The sequence below is a fragment of the Streptomyces sp. PKU-EA00015 genome, assembly GCF_013387495.1.
GTDB lineage: Bacteria > Actinomycetota > Actinomycetes > Streptomycetales > Streptomycetaceae > Streptomyces.
Map to the genome: position 1 here is coordinate 21230 of NZ_JABZEE010000003.1, position 19558 is coordinate 40787.

Sequence of the window (19558 nt, forward strand, 5' to 3'; positions counted from 1 at the left end):
GCCGTGCGCGGCAGGGGAGCGGAGAGGTTTCGACACCCAGGGGCCGCCCGATGTCTCACCGCGAGTGGTTTCAGGGCCCGATCTCGAACTCGGGCGGCTCCAGGCTGTTCAGGCATCCGGTCTTCGGCGCGGCCGGGGTGTCGAAGAACGACACGGTGATCTCCTGGGCGCACTCCGACGAGGCGAACACCACATGCGGCTCGTAGGGGACCGTGACGACCTTGGCCCGGCTCAGCGTACGGGCGACGTACGGCCCGTTGTCCGCCCCGGTCTGGGAGTCGAACCCGCCCGACACGACGAGGGTGGGGATGTCGCTCCGCGTGACGTCCCGGATCGTGGCCGGCGCCGCGGGGACCTTCCAGACCTCGCAGTCCGGACGGAGGAAGGTGAGCTGCGGAGCCTGGGCCAGCACCGAGCGGGGGAACGACGGGAACGCTTCCTGTCCGGCCCGGAGCGCCTCTTCCCGGCTCTCGTACGGCGTCCACGCGCTGCAGAAGACGCCGTAGGCGAGACCGTGCGAAACCCTTCCCATGGCCTGGGGGCTGACCTTGCCGCCCGCCCACTGCTGGGCGATCCGCTGCGGCTTGCCGTGCGCCAGCTCGTCGAGGGCGCGGGGCACCTGGGGCGCCACATGGGTGGCGGAGGTCATCCAGTTCACCAGCGCTCCGCCGTCCAGCACGACCTTCACCGGCTTCGGGCTGCCGGGGGGCTTGACGGTGGTCGTGACCGGATCGGCTTCGAGGTCACGGACGAGCCGGTCGAAAGTGGCCGACAGGTTCGGATAGCGCCGATTGCACGCCGGCTGCTCCGCGCAGGCCTTGAACAGGCCGTCGAAGCCCTGCCGGGCGCTGCTCCAGGTCAGGGCCGACCCGGCTCTGGACGGCGGCAGTATGCCGTCGATGCCCACCGAGCGGAGCCCCTCGGGGTGCAGGCGCATGTAGACCAGCGCCAGGTGGGTGCCGTAGGAGATGCCGAACACGTTCCACTTCTCGATGCCCAGCGCGGTGCGCAGGTCCGCGTAGTCGGCGGCGCTCTCGGTGTCGTTGTAGGCGCTGAGGTCGACCCCGCGGCCCGCCAGCTTGTCGCGGCAGGCCTTGGTGGCCTCGACATGCAGACGCCCGGTGGACGGAGCGTCGTAGACGAGGCCGACCGCGCGTGCGTTGAACTGGTCGATGTCGGGGCACAGGAGCGCCGGGTCGGCCGAGTACGTACCGCGCTGGGACATGAAAATCACGTCACGGTCGCGGTTCAGGCCGCCGTCGACCGCCATCTGCGCCTCCCCCACCGAGTCGTCTCCGGGTCCGCCCGCGAACCACACGATGGGGTCGGGTTTCGGTGTGTCGGCCGCGGCGGGCACGATCGCGACACCGAGTTCGATCGTTCGACTGCTGGGTTCGGCGCGGTTCTCGGGCACGGTGAGCGTTCCGCAGCGGGCTTCTTCGAGCGCCTCGATCGGTTCCGGCGTCTTCGGGCAGGGGCCCGGTTCGAAGCCGGCGTCGCCCACCGTCCGAGCGGCCGTGCCGATCGGCGCTCCGGTCCCGGTGCCGGTGCGGGGCTGCGCCTGTGCGGGCGCTGCGAGCAGCCCGGTGATGAGGAGACCGGTCGCCATGCCGGCCGAAGTGGCCTGGAGTCGTCGTACGGGACGGCGACGACTGGGGGCTCGGTGGCGTGACATCTGCCCTCCCGGTCATTTCGGGATGATCGTGAACGATTTGGGCTCGAGGCCGTCCACGCAACCGGTGTCGGGCGCGGTCGGGCGAGCGAGGAACGAGGCCAGCACGCGTTGTGCGCAAGGCGACTGCGGGACCACCCAGTGGCCGATTCCCGGAACCTGCACGTCGGTCGAGCGGGACAGGTCACGGGCCACGTCCCGCGCCCAACTCGCCCCGGTCTTCATGTCGAACGTGCCGGAGACCACGAGCGCCGGCACCGCGCCGGCCGTGGCCACCCGCTGGACGGACGCGCGGTCCGGAACGTTCCAGACCCGGCACGCCGCGTACTGGAAGGGAAGTTGCGGCGGCTGGGCCAGGACCGTGTCCGGCCACCCCGGGAAGGCCCGGCGCCCTGCGTTCAGCACGTCGGATTCCGAGTACCCCGGCGCCCACTCGCTGCACGCCACCGACTCCGTCAGTCCGTGCGCGAACGCGCCGACGTTCTGGACCGAGCCCGCCGCGCGGGCCTGCGCGAAGCGCTCCGGGCGTCCCTGGCTGAGTTCCTCGAGCGCCGCCGGGACGTCCTTGGCCGGGACGGCGTTGCCGACCACCAGGTTCAGCAGCGCGCCCCCGTCGAGGACGACCCTGACCGGCTTTCCTCCGCTCGGCGGCGGGACGTTCAGCGTCAGGGGCTGTGCCTCCAGCCTGCGCACCTGCGACGTCAGCATCCGGGGCAGGTCCGGGTACCGGTCCTTGCAGCGGGGCTCCGCCGCGCACGCCTCGAAGATGTTGCGGATCCCCTCCTGAGCGCTGCTCCATGTCCACGGCAGGGTCGCGGTCTGGGGAGGTGCGAGCGAGTCGAGCGCCACGGCGCGGATTCCCCCGGGGTGCCTGCGCAGGTACGTGAGGGCCAGGTCGGTGCCGTAGGAGTACGCGTAGACGTTCCACCGGGGGATGCCCAGCGCCTTGCGCAGGTCGGCGAAGTCGGCGGCGTTCTCAGTGGTGTTGTAGGCACTCAGGTCGATGCCGTCGGCCGCCAAGCGGCCCCGGCACTCCTTCACCGCCTTCAGCAGGCGCTGCTCCGTGGGCTCTGCGTCATAGGGCAGGCCCACGGCCTGCGCGTTGAACCGGTCGACCTCCGGGCAGGCGAGGTTCGGCTGCGAGTAGAGGTTTCCGCGCTGGGCCATGATGATCAGCTCGCGGTCCTTGTTCAGGCCGGAGTCGACGAGGAAGGGGATGTCGTCGATCGCGTCGGCACCGGGGCCTCCCGCCATGAAGACCACAGGGTCCTGTGCGGCTTTCGCCGGGGTGGCAGCCGGAATGACCGCCACGGCCAGCTTGATGGTCCGGCCGCCGGGGCGGGAGCGGTTCTCGGGGACCTCGAGGAAGCCGCACCGTGCGCCGCTCAGCGCGGCGATGGGCTCGGGCGGCTTCGGACAGGGGCCGGGCACGAACCGGGACGGGGCTGCCGCGCCGGGCCCCGCGGACCGGGCGGGTGGTGACGCGGCACTGCTGGGTGTGGGGCCGATTGCTGCCAGGCAGACCAGAGCGGCCGCGGCAGTCATCGCGTGGATGCTGTGCTGTGGCATGTGATCTCGTTCCTCTGCCGACATCGGCGGCGGCCCTGCCGGCCCAGGGCCCCAGCGGTTTGGGCGGAACGCGCCTTTTCGACGCTACCGGGCGGCGCGTTCGCGCGCACGCGGAGCGGTCGCAACCCGTGGCACGGGCGGCCCCCGGCCGTCCGCAGTGACGCGATCGCCCCACCGCCGGTCGTGATCTGAACCGCCCAGGCACTGCTCATGCTGCTCAGCCGTTGACTGGCTGGCGTATCCGCCGTCCACCACGAACTCCGAGCCCGTCGAGTAGCTCGCCTCGTCCGACTACAGGTGAACCCGGTCGACGGTGCGTTCCTCGCCCTGAAGACGATCCCGCACGCCCGGCTGCACGTCTTCCCGCACTGCGGCCACTGGGCCCAGTCCGAGAAGTTCGACGAGTTCAACCGGCTCGCCATCGACTTCTTCACCCACTGAAGGGCCCGGCGCACGGAACGGCGTCGCGGCCGGTTCCACGGCCGCGGTCACTGCGCCGTGGCGGTCCTCGGCGGCGTGAGCCAGGGGGCTGGTCGCGCCCAGTGGCCCCACGCTCGTTCGGCCGCGTGGAAGGATGAGCCCATGGGGTCGCGACTGCCGTTCGGGGACGCGTTACGGGCCGAGCTGGGATCGCCCCGGCGCTCTCGAAGACTGGGCAGCAGCCCTCGCTCGCGCGTGTGGCGCGTCGAGCTGCCCGAGGCGACGGCGGTGGTGAAGCAGATCGTCGACGGCCCTGATGCCGACGAGCGATACGCCCGCGAGGTGGCCGCCTTGCGGCTCGCCGCCCGAGCCGAGACTCCCGTCGTGCCCGCGTTGCTGGCCGTCGATCCCGACGAGCGGGTCCTGGTGCTGGAGCATCTCGATCACCGACGCCCGCGCGGCGACTGGATCGTCGACTACGCAGCCGCGTTGGCACGACTGCATGCCACCGCCCGTCCGGAGGACGTTGGGGTACTTCCCCGTTGGCAGGGCCCGGACCAGGCCGATGTCGAGTCCTTCCTGCGACTGGCCGGGGCTCTGGAGGCTCCTGTCCCGTCCGGCGTGTCCGGCGAACTCCATGACCTCGTGAACCGGCTCGACCGGGCATCCGGGCATGCCCTTCTGCACGGGGATCCCTGTCCCGGTAACGATCTCCACACCGCCGCGGGGATCAGATTCGTGGACTTCGAGCAGGCGTCACTGGGCAGCGGCTCGATGGAACTGGCCTATCTGCGCATCGGGTTTCCGACCTGCTGGTGTGTCACTTCGGCGTCGGAGCCGCTGCTGGAACGGGCGGAGCGCGCATACCGCAAGGAGTGGCGCACCGTCACCGGTTGCGAAGCCCAGGACGGCCTCGCCGACGCGTGCGCCGGCTGGCTGCTCCGCGGCGACGCGCTGGTGGAGCGGGCACGCCGCGACAGCACTGATCACCTGGCCCGGATTCCGCACCGGGACTGGACGTGGGGCACCGCGACCGCCCGGCAGCGGCTCCTTCACCGGCTCGGGGTCGTCAGCCGGATGACGGCCGGCGACACCTCTCTCAGCGGCGTGAGCAGCCTCACCGCCGGCATGCGCCGACGCATGCTCGTTCGCTGGCCCGCACTTCAGCCCGTCCCGGCACAGCGACCCTAGAGGTCGGCTGACCCCCCCGGAATCGTCGGCGAGTCACTGGCATGCCGACCTGTCCCGAGAGGGCTTGCAGGCCGTGGTGCGAGCGGAACACGGTCCACCGCTCGGCCTCGACCCGTTGCCGGGAGAAGCCCAGCACCTGGGCTTTCGCGTACGACAGGCGAAGGTGCACGGTCACCAGCCCGCCGGCCCACCGCACCTCACCTCCCCGAAGCCCAGGTCCCGTCGGGCCGGCCTGGTCCGGTCAGGCCGCGGTCAGCCCCAGGTCCTCGGCGAGCCGGCCCCGGTGCCACGCCGGTGGTCCGAACAGCTGGGCCGAGCCGTGTGCGCGCTTGAAGTAGCGGTGGGCATCGTGCTCCCAGGTGATACCGATGCCGCCGTGCAGCTGGATCGTCTCGCCCGCCACCGCCGAAAACGCCTCCGAGCAGGCGGATTTGGCCACGGCCGCACAGCGTGACAACTGCGACGAGCCGGCGGCGGCCGCGAAAGCCGCGCCGAGCGCGGCCGACCGCGCCGACTCCACCAGCACGTACGCGTCCGCCAGCCGGTGCTTGAGCGCCTGGAAGGAGCCGATCGGCCGGCCGAACTGCGTGCGCTCCTTGGCGTAGGCGACCGTGAGCTCCAGGCAGCGCTCGGCCGCGCCGGTCTGCTCGGCGGCGAGCGCCGTGCAGGCCAGGTCCAGTACGTGCCCAAGGACACGGCCGCCGTCGCCCTCCGCGCCGATGAGCCGGCCCTCGGCGCCGTCGAGCACGATGCGCGCCTGCGCCCGGGTCTGATCCATGGCGACCACCGCCTCGCGGCGCACACCCGCGCCGTCGACGGGCACCTGGAAGAGGGAGACACCCGTCCCCGTCCGGGCCGCCACGAGCAGCACATCGGCCTCGGTCCCGTGCAGCACGAATTCCTTGGTCCCACCGAGCCGCCAGGTGCCACCCGGGCCACGGGCGGCGTCGGCCCGGACGGCCGCCGGGTCCCAGGAACCGTGTTCGGCCCACGCCAGGGCCCCCACCGTCCGGCCCTCGGCGAGCCCCGGCAGCAGTCGCGCGCATGCCCTCGTGTCGTCGGAGGCGAGCAAAGCCTGCACCGCGAGCACCGCCGAGCCGAGGTAGGGGACGGGGCTCAGGTTCCGGCCCAACTCCTCCATGACGACGTGGACTTCGCGTGGGCCGCAGCCCGCACCGCCGTACTCCTCGGGGACGGCGAGTCCGGCGACGCCGATCTGCCCGGTCAACGGCAGCCAGGCCGCCGCACCCTCGTGACGTGCGAGCGATGCCCGCACGGCGGACCGCAGTTCCTTCTGTTCCTCCGTCGGCCTCACCTGCCGGCTCCCTTCTGCGCCGCTCCGTCCGGCGTGCCGTGCTGTCCCCGTGAGGATTCGGGCTCTCTTCGCAGGACGGAGTCGTCCGCCAGGTCCCGGCCGCGGGTCTCGGCCGTCCGCCAGACGGCCGGCGCGGTCACCAGCCCGCAGAGAACGGCCACCGCCACGAGCGGCGTGCTCGAGACGCCGCCCGAGGCCGAGAGCAGGCTGCCGGCCATCAGCGGCGTGAACCCGCCGCCTATGAGGGCGGCCAGTTGGTACCCCAGGGAAGCGCCTGTGTAGCGGACCCGGGTGCCGAACATCTCGGACAGCAGCGGCCCCAGCGGCGCGTACATCGCGGACTGCACCACCTGGCCGAGGACCATGCCGAGGATCAGCAGGGCGGTGGACTCCGCGTCGACGAGCGCGTAGACGGGGGCGGCGAGCAGCATGATGCCCACGGCACCGCCGAGCACGACCGCCCGACGCCCGACGCGGTCGGAGAGCGCGGAGAGGAGCGGGATCGCCACCAGTCCCGTGACCGCGGTGAAGAGGAGACCGGCCATCACATCGGAGGTCGCGTAGCCGACGGACGTGGCGTAGGTGAGCATGAAGGTGCTGATCAGCGCCGTCAGAGCGAAGGGGCCGATACCGACGGCGCAGGCGCGAAGGAGAGTCCGGGGTTCGCGCAGCACCTGAGACAGAGCCGCTTTGCGCAGCAGAGCAGGGTCCGGGACCGCGGCCGGTCCCTCGGCTCCCTCAGCTGCCTCGGCTCTCTCAGGTCTCTGCGGGGTCGGTGCGGTGGACATGGCTGACTCCAGGGTGTGCTGGGGACGTCGGGGATGTACGGGCGGTGATCCGCCGTGTGGGTGGCGGACAGCTCGCCCTCCGGGTCGGGTGGTCCCGGGAGAACGAGTCATGGGGCCCGGAGTGGGTTCAGGGGGCGAGCACGCGGGCGCGGCAGGCGGCCGGTGTGCCCCAGGCGGACCGCAGCGCGCGGGACTTGCGGATCCACAGGGAGAGGTCGAGCTCCTCGGTGTAGCCGAGGGCGCCGTGGAACTGCAGGGCGGTGCGGGCAGTGGCGCAGGCCGCCTCGCACGCCGCGACCTTCGCCGCCGCGATCTCGCGGCCGGACGCCGGATTTTTCGCGGCCAGGGCCACGGCCGCGGCCTGGATCAGGGGCTGGGCGAACTCCAGGGCGATCAACATGTCGGCCAGCCGGTGCTTCACCGTCTGGAACGAGCCGATGGCCACCCCGAACTGGGTGCGCTGCCGGGCGTATTCGACGGTTCGTGCGAGCAGGGTGCGGCCCAGACCGAGGGCCTGTGCCGCCGTCGCCAGCGCCGCGACGTCGGCGGCGTGCTCGGCCGCGGCGGTCACCTCCGGCCCTCGCGCCAGGACGGTTCCGCCGAGCGGGCGGGCCGGCCGGCGCGCCGGGTCGGCGGACGGCTGGACGGGCCCGGCCGCCTCCGCCAGGCGTACGGCGTCGCCGTCCACGACGAAGACGGCGTCGGCGGCGTGGGCGTCAAGGGCGTACGGGCTGCTCTCGGAGAGCAGACACAGCGAGGCGGCCGTCTTGCCGGACGCGATGCCCGGCAGCCATGCGGCGGCCGCCGCGTCGTCTCCCAGACGGTCCAGGAATGCCGCCGCGGCCACCGTCTCCACCAGCGGGCCCGGCACCGCGTGGCGGCCCATTTCCGTGAAGGCGACAGTGAGTTCGACGGGGAGCGGGCCGAGGCCGTCGTGCTGCTCCGGCACGGCGAGGGCGAAGACGCCGGCCTCGGCCAGCTTCTCCCACACGTCGCGGCCGGGTGCGGTGTTCCCGGCGGCCCAGGCCCGTACGACGGCGGGGGTGCCGGCCGCCGCGAGCATGCCGTCCAGGGAGTGGGCGAACGCCTGCTGCTCGTCGTCGAGGAGGAACCGCATCACCGGCGTCCCTTCGGCAGGCCGAGCAGCCGCTCGGCGATGATGTCGCGCTGGATCTCGTTGGTACCGGCGTAGATGGGGCCGGCGAGGGAGAAGGTGTACCCCTCGGCCCAGCTCCCCTGCGCGGGCGCCTCCCCGGCCGTGTCCGACAGTTCGCCGTACGGGCCCAGCAGGTCCAGCGCGGTCTCGTGGAGGGCGATGTCCAGCTCGGACCAGAAGACCTTGTTGAGGCTCGACTCGCCGCCGATCGCTCCTCCGGCGGCGATCCGCGAGGCGCCCGCGTAGGTGAAGAGCTGGTACGCGCGGGCGCCGATGACCGCGTCGGCGACCCGGTCGCGCAGGGCGGTGTCGCTCGGGTCCGCGGCCGAGCGCCACAGCGCTGTCAGGCGGTGGGCCGCCGCGGTGAACCGTCCGGGGCTGCGCAGCGTCAGCCCGCGCTCGTTGCCCGCGGTGCTCATCGCGACCCGCCAGCCCTGGCCCGGTTCGCCGATCACGTCCCGGTCAGGGACGAAGACGTTGTCGAGGAAGAGTTCGGCGAAGGCGGGCTTGCCGTCGAGCCGGCCGATGGGGCGCACGCTCACCCCGTCCGCGTCCAGCGGGAACATGAGGTACGTCAGGCCGCGGTGGGGCTTGTCCGCGTTCGTGTCACCCCGGTCACTTCGGAAGAGGCCGAACGCGCGGTCGGCGAAGGCCGCCCGGGACGACCAGGTCTTCTGGCCGCTCAAGAGCCAGCCGCCGTCGGTGCGTACAGCCGTGGAGCGCAGGCTTGCGAGGTCCGAGCCGGACTCCGGCTCGGACCAGGCCTGGGCCCAGATCACCTCGCCGCTCGCCATCGGCGGCAGGATCCGGGCCAGTTGCTGGGCCGTGCCGTGCTCCAAGAGGGTAGGGGCGAGGAGATGGATACCGTTCTGGCTGACCCGGCCGGGTGCGCCGGCGGCGTAGTACTCCTCCTCGAAGATCAGCCACTCGAGGATCGAGGCCCCGCGGCCGCCGTACTTCTCGGGCCAGGAGACCACCGACCAGCGGTCCGCGGACAGTGTGCGCTCCCACTCGCGGTGGGCGGCGAAGCCCTCGGCGGTCTCCAGGGAGGGCAGCGGTGCGGCCGGGACACGGGTGGCCAGCCAGGCGCGGGCCTCGGCACGGAACGCCTCCTCCTCGGCGGTGAAGTCGAGGTCCATCAGGCGGAGGCCTCCTTCATCGCGCGGACGTCCATGCCGCCGAGCGAGTCCTTCGCAGTCTCGGCGTTGTGGGCGTGCGCCAGGTGGTGCAGCCCGAAGACGGAGTCCATTCCGGCGTGCATTCCCTGAAGGTCCTCGGCCTGGTTGACGGCCCGCTTGGTCAACGCCAGCCCCAGGCGCGGCATGTCGGCGATCCGGTTCGCCAACTCCATGGTCCTTCCGGCCAGTTCGGCGCGGGGCACGACCCGGTTGACCATTCCGACCTCGTACGCGCGCTGCGCGCTCATCCGGTCGCCGGTGTAGAGGAACTCCTTGGCGATGCGCGGCGGCATCACCCACGGATGGGCGAAGTACTCCACGCCCGGGATGCCCATACGCACCACCGGGTCGGCGAAGAACGCGTCCTCGGAGGCGACGATCAGGTCGCAGACCCAGGCGAGCATGAGGCCGCCCGCGACGCACGCGCCCTGCACGGAGGCGATCACGGGCTTGGGCAGTTCACGCCAGCGGCGGCACATGCCCAGGTAGACCTCGGACTCGCGGGCGTAACGGTTCTCCGCGCCCTGCTTGTCCGAGTGGTCCCACCACAGGCCCGCCTTGCGGTCGAACGGCAGATGCGTGTCCCGTTCCGGGGTGCCGATGTCGTGGCCGGCCGAGAAGTGCTTCCCCGCTCCGGCGAGGATCACGACCTTCACCTCGTTGTCGTCGGCCGCGCGGTAGAGGGCCCGGTCCAGGGCGTAGGTCATCGCGGAGTTCTGGGCGTTTCGGTAGTCGGGCCGGTCCATGGTGACCACGGCGACGGCTCCGTGGCGCTCGTACCGGACGGGCTCGGCGGGTGCAGTGCGGGCAGCGGACATCTGCCCTCCTTCCCTAACAAGTGTTTGGTAGGTTAACGTACGGACTCTCGGCCGTCGAGAAAGTCGAGTCGCCCCTTCGTCGAGAGTCGTCCGGAGCCGCCCATGAGCAGCGTCGAGGAGTTCCGCACCGAGGTCCGCGGCTGGCTGCGGGCCAACCTCACGGGGGAGTTCGCGCGCCTGCGCGGGCGCGGCGGGCCCGGCCGGGAGCACGAGGCCTTCACCGAACGCCTCGCCTGGGAGCGGCACATGGGCGCCGCGGGCTGGACCTGCGTCGGCTGGCCGAAGGAGTACGGCGGCCGCGGCGCCACCCTCGAGCAGCAGGTCGCCTTCCACGAGGAGTACGCACTCGCGGACGCCCCCGCCCGTGTCAATCACATCGGGGAGCAGCTGCTCGGCCCCACCCTGATCGCCTTCGGTACGCCCGAGCAGCGCGACCGCTTCCTCCCCCGGATCGTCGCCGTCGAGGAGCTGTGGTGTCAGGGGTACAGCGAGCCGGACGCCGGATCGGACCTGGCGAACGTACGGACGCGGGCCGAGCTCGACGGCGAGCAGTGGGCGGTCACCGGCCAGAAGATCTGGACGTCACTCGCGCACGAGTCCCACTGGTGCTTCGTCGTCGCCCGCACCGATCCCTGTTCCACCCGCCACCAGGGCCTGTCCTGTCTGCTGGTGCCGCTGGACCAGCCCGGCGTGGAGGTGCGGCCGATCACGCAGCTGACCGGCACCTGCGAGTTCAACGAGGTGTTCTTCGACAGCGCCCGCACACCGGCGGCGAACATCGTCGGAAGGCCCGGCGAGGGCTGGAAGGTCGCCATGGCCACGCTCGGCTTCGAGCGCGGTGTGTCCACCCTCGGCCAGCAGGTCGGCTTCCGCCGCGAGTTGGAGGCCGTCATCGAGCTGGCCAAGCGCAACGGCGCGGCCGACAGCCCGCTGATCCGCGACCGGATCGCCCAGGCCTGGATCGGCCTGGAGATCATCCGGGGCAATGCGCTGCGGATGCTGGAGGGCGTCGCGGCCGGCGCACCGGGCCCCGAGGCGTCCATCGGCAAGATTTTCTGGGCGACCTGGCACCGGGAGCTGGGCGAGCTCGCCATGGACGTGTGCGGCGCCGACGGAATGCTGGCGGCCGGCGAGCCCTATGACCTCGACGACTTCCAGCGGCTGTTCCTCTTCTCCCGCTCCGACACCATCTACGCCGGATCGAACGAGATCCAGCGCAACATCATCGCCGAGCGCGTGCTCGGCCTGCCCAAGGAGGTTCGCCCATGACCTCGGCCCCGCCGCCGTACGTACCGGGCCACCGCCTGCTCGCCGGCCGTACCGCCGTCGTCACCGCCGCCGCGGGAGCGGGGATCGGCGGCGCGACCGCCAAGCGGCTCCTGGAGGAGGGGGCGAGCGTCGTCGTCTCCGACGCGCACGCCCGCAGGCTGAAGGAGTCCGAGGCGGAGCTGGCCGCCGAGTTCGGTGCGGACCGCGTGACGTCGCTGCCGTGCGACGTGACCGACGAGGCCCAGGTCACGGCACTCTTCGACCTCGCCGAGGAGCGGCACGGACGCCTCGACATCGTGGTCAACAACGCCGGGCTCGGTGGCACGGCCGATCTCGTCGACATGCCCGACGAGCAGTGGAACAAGGTCCTCGACGTCACCTTGAACGGCACCTTCCGCTGCACCCGCGCCGCTCTGCGCCGCATGAAGGCCGCGGGCGGCGGGGGCGTCATCGTCAACAACGCCTCCGTGATCGGCTGGCGGGCGCAGAAGGGCCAGTCGCACTACGCCGCCGCCAAGGCCGGGGTCATGGCGCTCACCCGCTGCGCCGCGCTGGAGGCCGCCGACTACGGCGTACGCGTCAACGCCGTCTCGCCCAGCCTCGCCATGCATCCGCACCTGGTGAAGGTCACCACCCCCGAACTGCTGGAGGAGCTGACCTCCCGGGAGGCGTTCGGCCGCCACGCCGAGCCGTGGGAAGTGGCCAACGTCATCGTGTTCCTGGCCAGCGGCTACTCCTCGTACATGACCGGAGAGATCCTGTCCGTCAGCAGCCAGCACGCGTGAGGCAGAAATGGCCGCGTGCCGAGAAGCAGCAGTGGGAAGAACACGATGAGCCCGTCGCCCGAGCGGCGCGAGGAACTCCTCGCCACCGCGGCCGAGGTGTTCGCCGCACAGGGGTACAACGCCACCACGTCCGCAAGATCGCGGATACGGCGGGGATGCTCGCGGGCAGCCTCTACTACCACTTCGACTCCAAGGAGTCGATGCTCGACGAGATCCTCTCCACCTTCCTGGACGAGCTGTGGGCCCGGTACGACGCCGTGCTCGCCGCCGCACTCGGACCACGGGAGACGATCGAGGCCCTCGTCACCGAGTCCTTCCGGGAGATCGACCGGCACCGTGCCGCTGTCGCCATCTACCAGAAGGAGTCCAAGCACCTGCGGACCCAGCCGCGCTTCGGCTATCTCGCCGACTCGCAGCAGAAGTTCGAGAAGGCGTGGCTCGGGACGCTGGAGCGCGGCGTCGCCGAGCACGTCTTCCGCGCCGACCTCGACGTCCGGCTCACCTACCGCTTCGTGCGCGACACCGTATGGGTCGCCGCGTCCTGGTACCGGCCCGGAGGACAGCACAGCCCGGAGGAGATCGCCCGCCAGTACCTGTCGATGGTGCTGGAGGGGATCGCCCTTTGCGCAGGACACTGAAGACATCGGAAAAGGAGTGGCCATGGCCGAGGCATACATCGTCGAAGCGGTCCGTACCCCCGTCGGGAGGCGGAACGGCGGGCTGTCCGCCGTCCACCCCGCCGACCTCGGCGCACACGTGCTCAAGGCGCTGATGACGCGCTCGGGCGCCGACCCGGCGGGCGTCGAGGACGTCGTCTTCGGCTGCCTGGACACCGTCGGTCCCCAGGCCGGCGACATAGCCCGCACCTCGTGGCTCGCCGCGGGGCTGCCGCAGGAGGTGCCCGGTGTGACCGTGGACCGCCAGTGCGGCTCCTCCCAGCAGGCGGTGCACTTCGCCGCGCAGGCGGTGCTGTCCGGCACCAGCGACCTGGTGGTCGCGGGCGGCGTGCAGAACATGTCGCAGGTGCCGATCGCCTTCGCGAGCCGCCAGGCCGCCGAGCCGCTCGGCCTGACCCAGGGCCCCTTCGCCGGCTCCGAGGGCTGGCGGGCCCGGTACGGGGACCGGCCGGTCAGCCAGTTCCACGGGGCCGAACTCATCGCCGAGCAATGGGACATCTCCCGCCGCGACATGGAGGAGTTCGCGCTGCGCTCGCACCAGCGGGCGATCCGCGCCATCGACGAGGGGCGCTTCGACCGCGAGGTCGTCCCGTACGGGGCCGTGGCCCGCGACGAGGGCCCGCGCCGCGACACCACCCTGGAGAAAATGGCGGGCCTGAAACCGCTGGTCGAGGGCGGCCGGCTGACCGCCGCGGTCTCCTCGCAGGTGTCCGACGGCGCCTCCGCGTTGCTGCTCGCGAGCGAGCGTGCCGTACGGGAGCACGGGCTGACCCCGCGCGCCCGCATCCACCACCTCTCGGTGCGCGGCGAGGACCCGATCCGCATGCTGTCCGCGCCGATCCCGGCCACAGCGTACGCACTGAAGAAGGCGGGGATGACGCTCGACGACATCGACCTGGTCGAGATCAACGAGGCGTTCGCGTCCGTAGTGCTGGCGTGGCTGAAGGAGACCGGGGCCGACCCGGAGAAGGTCAACGTCAACGGCGGCGCCATCGCCCTCGGCCACCCGCTCGGCGCCACCGGCACCAAGCTGATGACCACCCTGTTGCACGAACTGGAGCGCACGGGCGGCCGCTACGGTCTCCAGACGATGTGCGAGGGCGGCGGCCAGGCGAACGTGACGATCATCGAGCGGCTCTGACCTGCCACGGCGCCGTATGGCCCGCCGGTCTCGTCGGCCGGCGGGACGTACGTGGCGAGGCCGCCCGTGTCGCCCACGGGGTCCGAATCCGCCGACGGTCCATCAGTCCGGCGCCGCTACGGCCCGTCGCTCCACCGGAAGACGTGGACCGGCCCTGGTGCCACGATCCCGGGGCGTGTCCCGGATGCGAAACGGTCCGCGGCCCTTCAATGCGTGGGGAGAAGAGAGCGGAGGGTGGCGTGTGCTTCGGCCATCACGCGGTCGACGAGCTCGGCACAGGACGGGAGATCGTCGATCAGCCCCGCGACCTGGCCGGCGGCCATCACACCGAGGTCGGTGCGGCCCTCGACCATCGAGGCCTTGAGCAGCATGGGAGTGCTGGCGGCCAGCAGCATCTGACTCCAGGCCAGTTCCTTGCGGTGTTTCATCGCCAGGCCGTCGCGGATCATCTGCGTCCAGCTCATGCCGCTCTCGCGCCGGAAGGCCCCGGCGTGGCGGACCGCCCGCAGCAGGGACGCGGCCCGGCCCGAGCGTTCCAGCGCGTCGACCAGCTCGGTGCGGAGCATCCGGTGGGGCAGGCCGTCCACCTTGGTGGTGACGGTGACGTCCTTGACCGCCGCGGCCAGGTACGTGGCCTTGACCGTATCGGGGACGGTGCTGTCGGAGGTGAGCAGGAAGCGGGTGCCCATGGCGATTCCGGCGGCACCGTAGGCGAGCGCGGCGACGAGGCCGCGCCCGTCGTGGAAGCCGCCCGCCGCGATGACCGGGATGTCGACGGCGTCCACGACCTGCGGCAGCAGAACGGTGGTGGCGACGTCGCCGGTGTGCCCCCCTCCTTCGCCGCCCTGCACCACCACCGCGTCGGCGCCCCACGCGGCGACCTTCTCGGCGTGCCGCCTGGCGCCGATGGACGGGATGACGACGACCCCGGCGTCCTTCAGCCGGGCGATCAGTTCCCGGGAGGGTGCGAGCGCGAACGAGGCGACCTTCACGCCCTCGTCGACGATGATCCGTACACGCTCCGCCGCGTCCCCCGCATCCGCGCGCAGATTGACCCCGAACGGCGCGTCCGTACGGGACTTGACCTCACGCACGGCGGAGCGGAGCCGGTCTGTGGTCATGGTGGCGGAGGCGAGTATCCCGAGCGCACCCGCATGGGCGGCGGCCGAGACCAGGCGGGGCCCGGCCACCCAGCCCATGCCGGTCTGCACGATGGGGTGCCGGACACCGACCAGTTCGGTGAGCGGGGTGTTGATCGTGACGTCGCTCATGCGGCCGACACCTCACGGTCGCGCAGCGCCTTCGGGTCGATGACCTCCCGGATCAGCCGCAGCTCCTCGGCGGTGGGCTCGCGGGTGTGCGGCACCTCGTCGGGGACGGTGAGCGCGAAGCCGGTGGCGGCGACGACCTGCTCGACCGTGACGCCGGGATGCAGCGAGCGCAGCCGCATCGTCCGGTCCGGGGTCTCGAAGTCGAACACGCCCAGGTCGCTGATGACATCCGGGATGCGGTGGTAGCGGGTCGCGGAGGGGCCGGCCGCGGCGGCGCGGTCGTAGCCGACCCCGGACACCATGTCGACCTGCTCGACGAAGACCCGTGGGGAGTGCTTGGGGATCCAGTAACTGGTCGGGTTGTTGAGGGTGTTGACGGGGGCGCCTCGCACGCCCAGCAACTGCCGCTCGGGCCGGGCCCACGCGCCGATGCAGGAGATGTTCTGGTTGCCGTGCCGGTCGAGCTGGCTCGCGCCCATCATCACGTGCCGCCGCCCGGTGGCGACCAGAGCCAGGTGCTGCCGGTACGGCAGCCAGCCCTCCACCACCTGTGCCCGGGCGCCGATCGCCGGTACGTCGCCGATGAGCAGCGCTTCGCCGTCCGTCAGCAGCAGGTCGGGGGAGAAGGTGAGCTTCGCAAGCCGGGCCCCGATCGTGGGGACGGTGCCCATCGGGCCGGCCAGCACCTCGCCCGCGCCGCGCCATGCCTCGGCGCACGCCACCACGCAGTACTCGGCCCGCGTCGCCGTCGTCGTACCGCTGCTCATGCTTCCTCCTCGTGGAACGCCGCCACCGCGGCCTGGTACGCGCCCTCGTCGCCCGACAGGAACCGCTCGCCGAAGGCCCGCCAGGCCTCGGGGTTGCGTGCCGCCCTGGCGTAGGCACGCTGGAACGCCTCGTCGCGGTCGTGGTCGGGGGCGCAGGAGGTGAAGTGTGCGCCGTTCGGTGTCTCGACGACGCCGTTCACGAATGCGCGCTTGACCAGCAGGGACTGTGGACCGGAGTCCTTCAGCAGGTCTGCGGTGTCGACGATCCGTTCGCAGGAGACGTACGCCGCGTCGGCGGCCTCGCAGAACAGATCGTCGAAGTACGGGTCCGGGCCCAGGTACTGGGCGTTGCCCTGCGCATCGGCCCGGTTGAGGTGGACGAGCGCGGCGTCCAGCCGCAGGGCCGGGACCGCGACCAGTTCCTCGCCGTCCTCGTACGGGGAAGTGACCGTGCGCAGCGACGGGTTGACGCTCATCACGTCCGAGGCGAGACCGGCCCGGATCGGCATGAACGGCAGCCGGTGCGCGGCGGCCGTCAGGCCCCACATGACCATGGCCTCGTCCAGCTCCACCATCTCGAACGCGCCTCGCTGCCGGGCCGCCCCGAAGTTCGGCTCGAGGGGGAGGGAGTCGAGTGTGGCGAACGCCGCGACCAGCTTGCGGATCTTCCCGGCGGCGGCGAGCAACCCGACGTCCGGGCCGCCGTACGAGACGACGGTCAGATCGGTGAGGTCCGAGCGCAGCAGCGCGCGTACCAGCGCCATCGGCTTGCGCCGTGAGCCCCAGCCGCCGATGCCGATCGTCATCCCGCTCTCGAGGCGGCCGACCACCTCCTCGGCGGTCATCGTCTTGTCGCTCACCGTCGGTCCTCCTCGGACGACACGAACGCGTCGCGGTGCCTGTCTGCGACGCCGCTGAGGTTGGCCTCGAAGGTGAAGCCCTGCTCGAAGCGGTAGCTGCGGCGGACATCCACCGGGTCGATCCCGTTGATCGCGGCCTTGGCGAGGCGGATCAGACAGCCGTCCTTGGCGGCGATCTCCCGCGCCAGCTCCAGCGCGGCGTCGTGGAGGCGCTCGCGGGGGACGACCCGCCACACCGAGCCGTGCTGGTGCAGCTCCTGCGCGGTGGCGGTGCGGGAGGTGTAGTACAGCACCCGCATCAGATGCTGGGGGACCAGCCGGGCGAGGTGGGTTGCCGCGCCCAGTGCGCCCCGGTCCAGCTCGGGCAGCCCGAAGGTCGCGTCGTCGGCGGCGACGATGGCGTCGGCGTTGCCGGCCAGGCCGATGCCGCCGCCCAGACAGAAGCCGTGCACGGCGGCGACCACCGGGACCTCGCAGTCGTAGACCGCGGCGAATGCCTCGTAGCAGCCGCGGTTGGCGCCGATCAGGGCGTCGTGCCCGGTCGTGCGCTGCATTTCCTTGATGTCCACGCCGGCGTTGAAACCGCGGCCGGCGGCGGTGAGCACCACGCAGCGAACCGTCGGGTCGGCCCCGGCGGCGCGCACAGCGGCGGCCAGGTCGTACCAGCCCTGTACCGGGAGGGCGTTGACCGGGGGGAAGTCCACGGTGACGACGGCGATGCCCTCGTGCGGGGCGGAGGTGGAGACACCCATGAGCAGATCAGCTACCTTTCCACCAAACGTTTGTTAGGCGAAGGTAGCAGTGGATCCTCCACTGCGGGAGGTGTCAATTGGCAGCGATCATCGACCTGTCCGGCTCCGTCGCCGTCGTCACCGGCGGAACCCGAGGCATCGGCGCGGGGATCACCCGCGCCCTGCTCGAAGCCGGTGCGCAGGTCGTGACCTGCGCGCGACGGGCCCCCGACAACCCTGTCGAGGCTGCGGGGCGCATGGCCCGCTTCCTCCCCGTCGACCTCCGCGATCCGCAGGCGGTCGGTGGATTCTTCGAACGGGTGCGGAGCGACTACGGGCGGCTGGACACACTGGTCAACAACGCCGGGGGAACTCCCTTCCGGATGCTCGACGAGGGCGGAGCCGAACGCCACGCCCGGGTCGTCGAGCTGAACCTCGTCGCGCCGCTGACCGCCTCGCTCGCCGCGTACGAGGTGATGCGCCATCAGGGCGGCGGCGGATCGATCGTGATGATCGGCAGCGTCAGCGGGACCCGCCCGTCCCCGGGGACAGCGGCGTACGGAGCCGCCAAGGCGGGCCTGGAGAACCTCGCCCGCTCCATGGCCGTGGAATGGGCGCCCCGGGTGCGGGTCAACACGCTCGTCCTCGGCATGGTCCGCACCGAGCTGTCCCACCTGCACTACGGGGACGAGGACGGCATCGCCGCCGTCGGCCGCACCGTGCCGCTCGGCCGGCTCGCCGATCCCTCCGACATCGGCGACGCCTGCGTCTTCCTCGCCTCCGACCGGGCCGCATACATCAGCGGCGCCGCCCTGCACGTCCACGGCGGAGGGGAGCGCCCCGCCTTCCTCGACGCCGCAGGCGTCAACAACTGACCGCCTGACCCCCTCCGGCGGGGGTGGGGCGTTGAAGACGCGCGCCCGCCGCCGTGGCGCCGGGGGGGACCTGCCCAGGACGGCTGCCGCAAGACATCCGCGCACCGAAAGGACACCAGCCATGACCACGGGAATCTGCACCGAACGCGTCGCCGTCGTCACCGGGGCCGGCCGCGGGCTCGGCCGCGCGCACGCCCTCGCCTTCGCCGCCGAGGGAGCGAGAGTCGTCGTCAACGACCTCGGCGTCGGTCCCGACGGCACGGGAGGGGCCCGCGGGCCCGCCCAGCAGGTCGTCGACGAGATCCGCGCGCTCGGCGGGGAGGCGGTCGCCCATGGCGGGGACATCGCCACCGCCGACGGCGCGGCCTCGCTCATCGCCACCGCGGTGGACGCCTTCGGCCGCCTCGACACCCTCGTCAACAACGCCGGATTCCTCCGCGACCGCATGCTCGTCAATCTCGACGAGGACGATTGGGACGCCGTCATGCGCGTCCACCTCAAGGGCCACTTCCTGCCTCTCAGGCACGCCGCCGCGCACTGGCGCGCCGAGGCGAAGGCCGGCCGTACGCCCGAGGCCCGCGTGATCAACACCAGCTCCGGGGCCGGCCTGCTCGGCAGCGTCGGCCAGGGCAACTACGCCGCCGCCAAGGCGGGGATCGTCGGCCTGACGCTCGTCGCCTCGGCGGAGATGGCGCGCTACGGCGTCCAGGTCAACGCGATCGCCCCGGCCGCCCGCACCCGGATGACCGAGCAGACCTTCGCCGACACCATGGCCGCCCCCGAGGACGGCGCATTCGACGCCATGGCCCCGCAGAACGTCTCTCCCCTTGTCGTCTGGCTGGGTTCCTCCGCCTCCGCGGGGGTGACGGGCCGGGTCTTCGAGGCCGAGGCCGGCCGGATCACCGTCATGGAGGGCTGGCGGCGGGGTCCCACCGCGGACAAAGGTGCGCGCTGGACCCCGGCGGAGGCGGGAGAGACCGCCCTCGAGCTGCTGGCCGAGGCCGAGAGCCCCCAACCGGTGTACGGCGCGCGGTAGCAGCCGCCGGACGCCGCCGGCCCGCCGTCAGGGCGGAGC

The 19558-nt window shown here is 72.1% G+C and carries 18 protein-coding genes and 1 pseudogene; 8 read left to right on the forward strand and 11 right to left on the reverse strand.

The window, feature by feature from the left end; translation table 11 throughout:
• Positions 1-70 precede the first annotated feature (70 nt).
• Both HW130_RS03490 and HW130_RS03495 read right to left on the reverse strand, forming a co-directional pair.
• Positions 71-1609, reverse strand: coding sequence for an alpha/beta hydrolase (locus tag HW130_RS03490; protein ID WP_256355825.1), 1539 nt, complete (start codon positions 1607-1609; stop codon positions 71-73).
• 78 nt (positions 1610-1687) lie between these two features.
• Entirely contained in the window at positions 1688-3241 is a 1554-nt protein-coding gene (locus HW130_RS03495) for an alpha/beta fold hydrolase (RefSeq protein WP_177147891.1), read from the reverse strand.
• 297 nt (positions 3242-3538) lie between these two features.
• On the opposite strand from HW130_RS03495, the gene HW130_RS03500 reads away from it, so the two are divergent.
• The gene (locus HW130_RS03500) at positions 3539-3682 is read left to right on the forward strand and encodes an alpha/beta fold hydrolase (RefSeq protein WP_256355826.1); all 144 of its coding nucleotides are present in this window, start codon (positions 3539-3541) and stop codon (positions 3680-3682) included.
• Positions 3683-3823: 141 nt separating this feature from the next.
• Complete coding sequence (locus HW130_RS03505; protein WP_177147892.1) at positions 3824-4852, forward strand: aminoglycoside phosphotransferase family protein; 1029 nt, start codon at positions 3824-3826, stop codon at positions 4850-4852.
• A 241-nt stretch (positions 4853-5093) separates the two neighbouring features.
• Here the strand turns inward: HW130_RS03505 and HW130_RS03510 are convergent, their stop codons facing one another.
• From HW130_RS03510 to HW130_RS03530, 5 genes are all read right to left on the reverse strand, one after another.
• Complete coding sequence (locus HW130_RS03510; protein ID WP_177147893.1) at positions 5094-6167, reverse strand: acyl-CoA dehydrogenase family protein; 1074 nt, start codon at positions 6165-6167, stop codon at positions 5094-5096.
• Entirely contained in the window at positions 6164-6955 is a 792-nt protein-coding gene (locus HW130_RS03515; RefSeq protein WP_256355827.1) for an MFS transporter, read from the reverse strand. Before HW130_RS03515 ends, HW130_RS03510 begins: the two co-directional genes overlap by 4 nt.
• 127 nt (positions 6956-7082) lie before the next feature.
• The gene (locus tag HW130_RS03520) at positions 7083-8072 is read right to left on the reverse strand and encodes an acyl-CoA dehydrogenase family protein (protein ID WP_177147895.1); all 990 of its coding nucleotides are present in this window, start codon (positions 8070-8072) and stop codon (positions 7083-7085) included.
• A complete protein-coding gene (locus HW130_RS03525; protein ID WP_177147896.1) occupies positions 8072-9250 on the reverse strand; it encodes an acyl-CoA dehydrogenase family protein in 1179 nt (392 codons plus the stop codon). The genes HW130_RS03520 and HW130_RS03525 overlap by 1 nt, the downstream gene beginning before the upstream one ends.
• Positions 9250-10107: an enoyl-CoA hydratase gene (locus HW130_RS03530; protein WP_177147897.1), complete on the reverse strand. Its 858-nt coding sequence runs from the start codon at positions 10105-10107 to the stop codon at positions 9250-9252. The genes HW130_RS03525 and HW130_RS03530 overlap by 1 nt, the downstream gene beginning before the upstream one ends.
• A 102-nt stretch (positions 10108-10209) precedes the next feature.
• On the opposite strand from HW130_RS03530, the gene HW130_RS03535 reads away from it, so the two are divergent.
• From HW130_RS03535 to HW130_RS03550, 4 genes and pseudogenes are all read left to right on the forward strand, one after another.
• The gene (locus HW130_RS03535) at positions 10210-11376 is read left to right on the forward strand and encodes an acyl-CoA dehydrogenase family protein (RefSeq protein WP_177147898.1); all 1167 of its coding nucleotides are present in this window, start codon (positions 10210-10212) and stop codon (positions 11374-11376) included.
• Positions 11373-12161, forward strand: coding sequence for an SDR family oxidoreductase (locus tag HW130_RS03540; RefSeq protein ID WP_177147899.1), 789 nt, complete (start codon positions 11373-11375; stop codon positions 12159-12161). The genes HW130_RS03535 and HW130_RS03540 overlap by 4 nt, the downstream gene beginning before the upstream one ends.
• Before the next feature lie 45 nt (positions 12162-12206).
• Positions 12207-12799 (forward strand): annotated as a pseudogene (locus HW130_RS03545) (TetR/AcrR family transcriptional regulator).
• Positions 12800-12821: 22 nt separating this feature from the next.
• Positions 12822-13979: an acetyl-CoA C-acetyltransferase gene (locus tag HW130_RS03550; protein WP_177147900.1), complete on the forward strand. Its 1158-nt coding sequence runs from the start codon at positions 12822-12824 to the stop codon at positions 13977-13979.
• Between the two features lie 206 nt (positions 13980-14185).
• Here HW130_RS03550 and HW130_RS03555 read toward each other — a convergent pair whose 3' ends face one another.
• From HW130_RS03555 to HW130_RS03570, 4 genes are read right to left on the reverse strand one after another with little or no spacing between them, the layout of a single operon-like run.
• Positions 14186-15250, reverse strand: coding sequence for a nitronate monooxygenase family protein (locus HW130_RS03555; protein ID WP_177147901.1), 1065 nt, complete (start codon positions 15248-15250; stop codon positions 14186-14188).
• The gene (locus tag HW130_RS03560) at positions 15247-16017 is read right to left on the reverse strand and encodes a CoA-transferase subunit beta (protein ID WP_177147902.1); all 771 of its coding nucleotides are present in this window, start codon (positions 16015-16017) and stop codon (positions 15247-15249) included. The genes HW130_RS03555 and HW130_RS03560 overlap by 4 nt, the downstream gene beginning before the upstream one ends.
• Positions 16014-16877 carry a CoA transferase subunit A gene (locus HW130_RS03565; protein ID WP_177147903.1) on the reverse strand — a complete coding sequence of 288 codons (864 nt, stop codon included), beginning with the start codon at positions 16875-16877 and terminating at the stop codon, positions 16014-16016. The genes HW130_RS03560 and HW130_RS03565 overlap by 4 nt, the downstream gene beginning before the upstream one ends.
• Positions 16874-17629 carry an enoyl-CoA hydratase family protein gene (locus HW130_RS03570; RefSeq protein WP_177147904.1) on the reverse strand — a complete coding sequence of 252 codons (756 nt, stop codon included), beginning with the start codon at positions 17627-17629 and terminating at the stop codon, positions 16874-16876. Before HW130_RS03570 ends, HW130_RS03565 begins: the two co-directional genes overlap by 4 nt.
• A gap of 77 nt (positions 17630-17706) precedes the next feature.
• Between HW130_RS03570 and HW130_RS03575 the strand changes: the two genes are divergently transcribed.
• Both HW130_RS03575 and HW130_RS03580 read left to right on the forward strand, forming a co-directional pair.
• Positions 17707-18483 (forward strand): SDR family oxidoreductase, encoded by a 777-nt coding sequence (locus tag HW130_RS03575; protein WP_177147905.1) that lies wholly within the window; start codon positions 17707-17709, stop codon positions 18481-18483.
• Positions 18484-18604: 121 nt separating this feature from the next.
• Positions 18605-19519, forward strand: coding sequence for an SDR family oxidoreductase (locus tag HW130_RS03580; protein ID WP_177147906.1), 915 nt, complete (start codon positions 18605-18607; stop codon positions 19517-19519).
• The last annotated feature ends 39 nt before the right edge of the window (positions 19520-19558 follow it).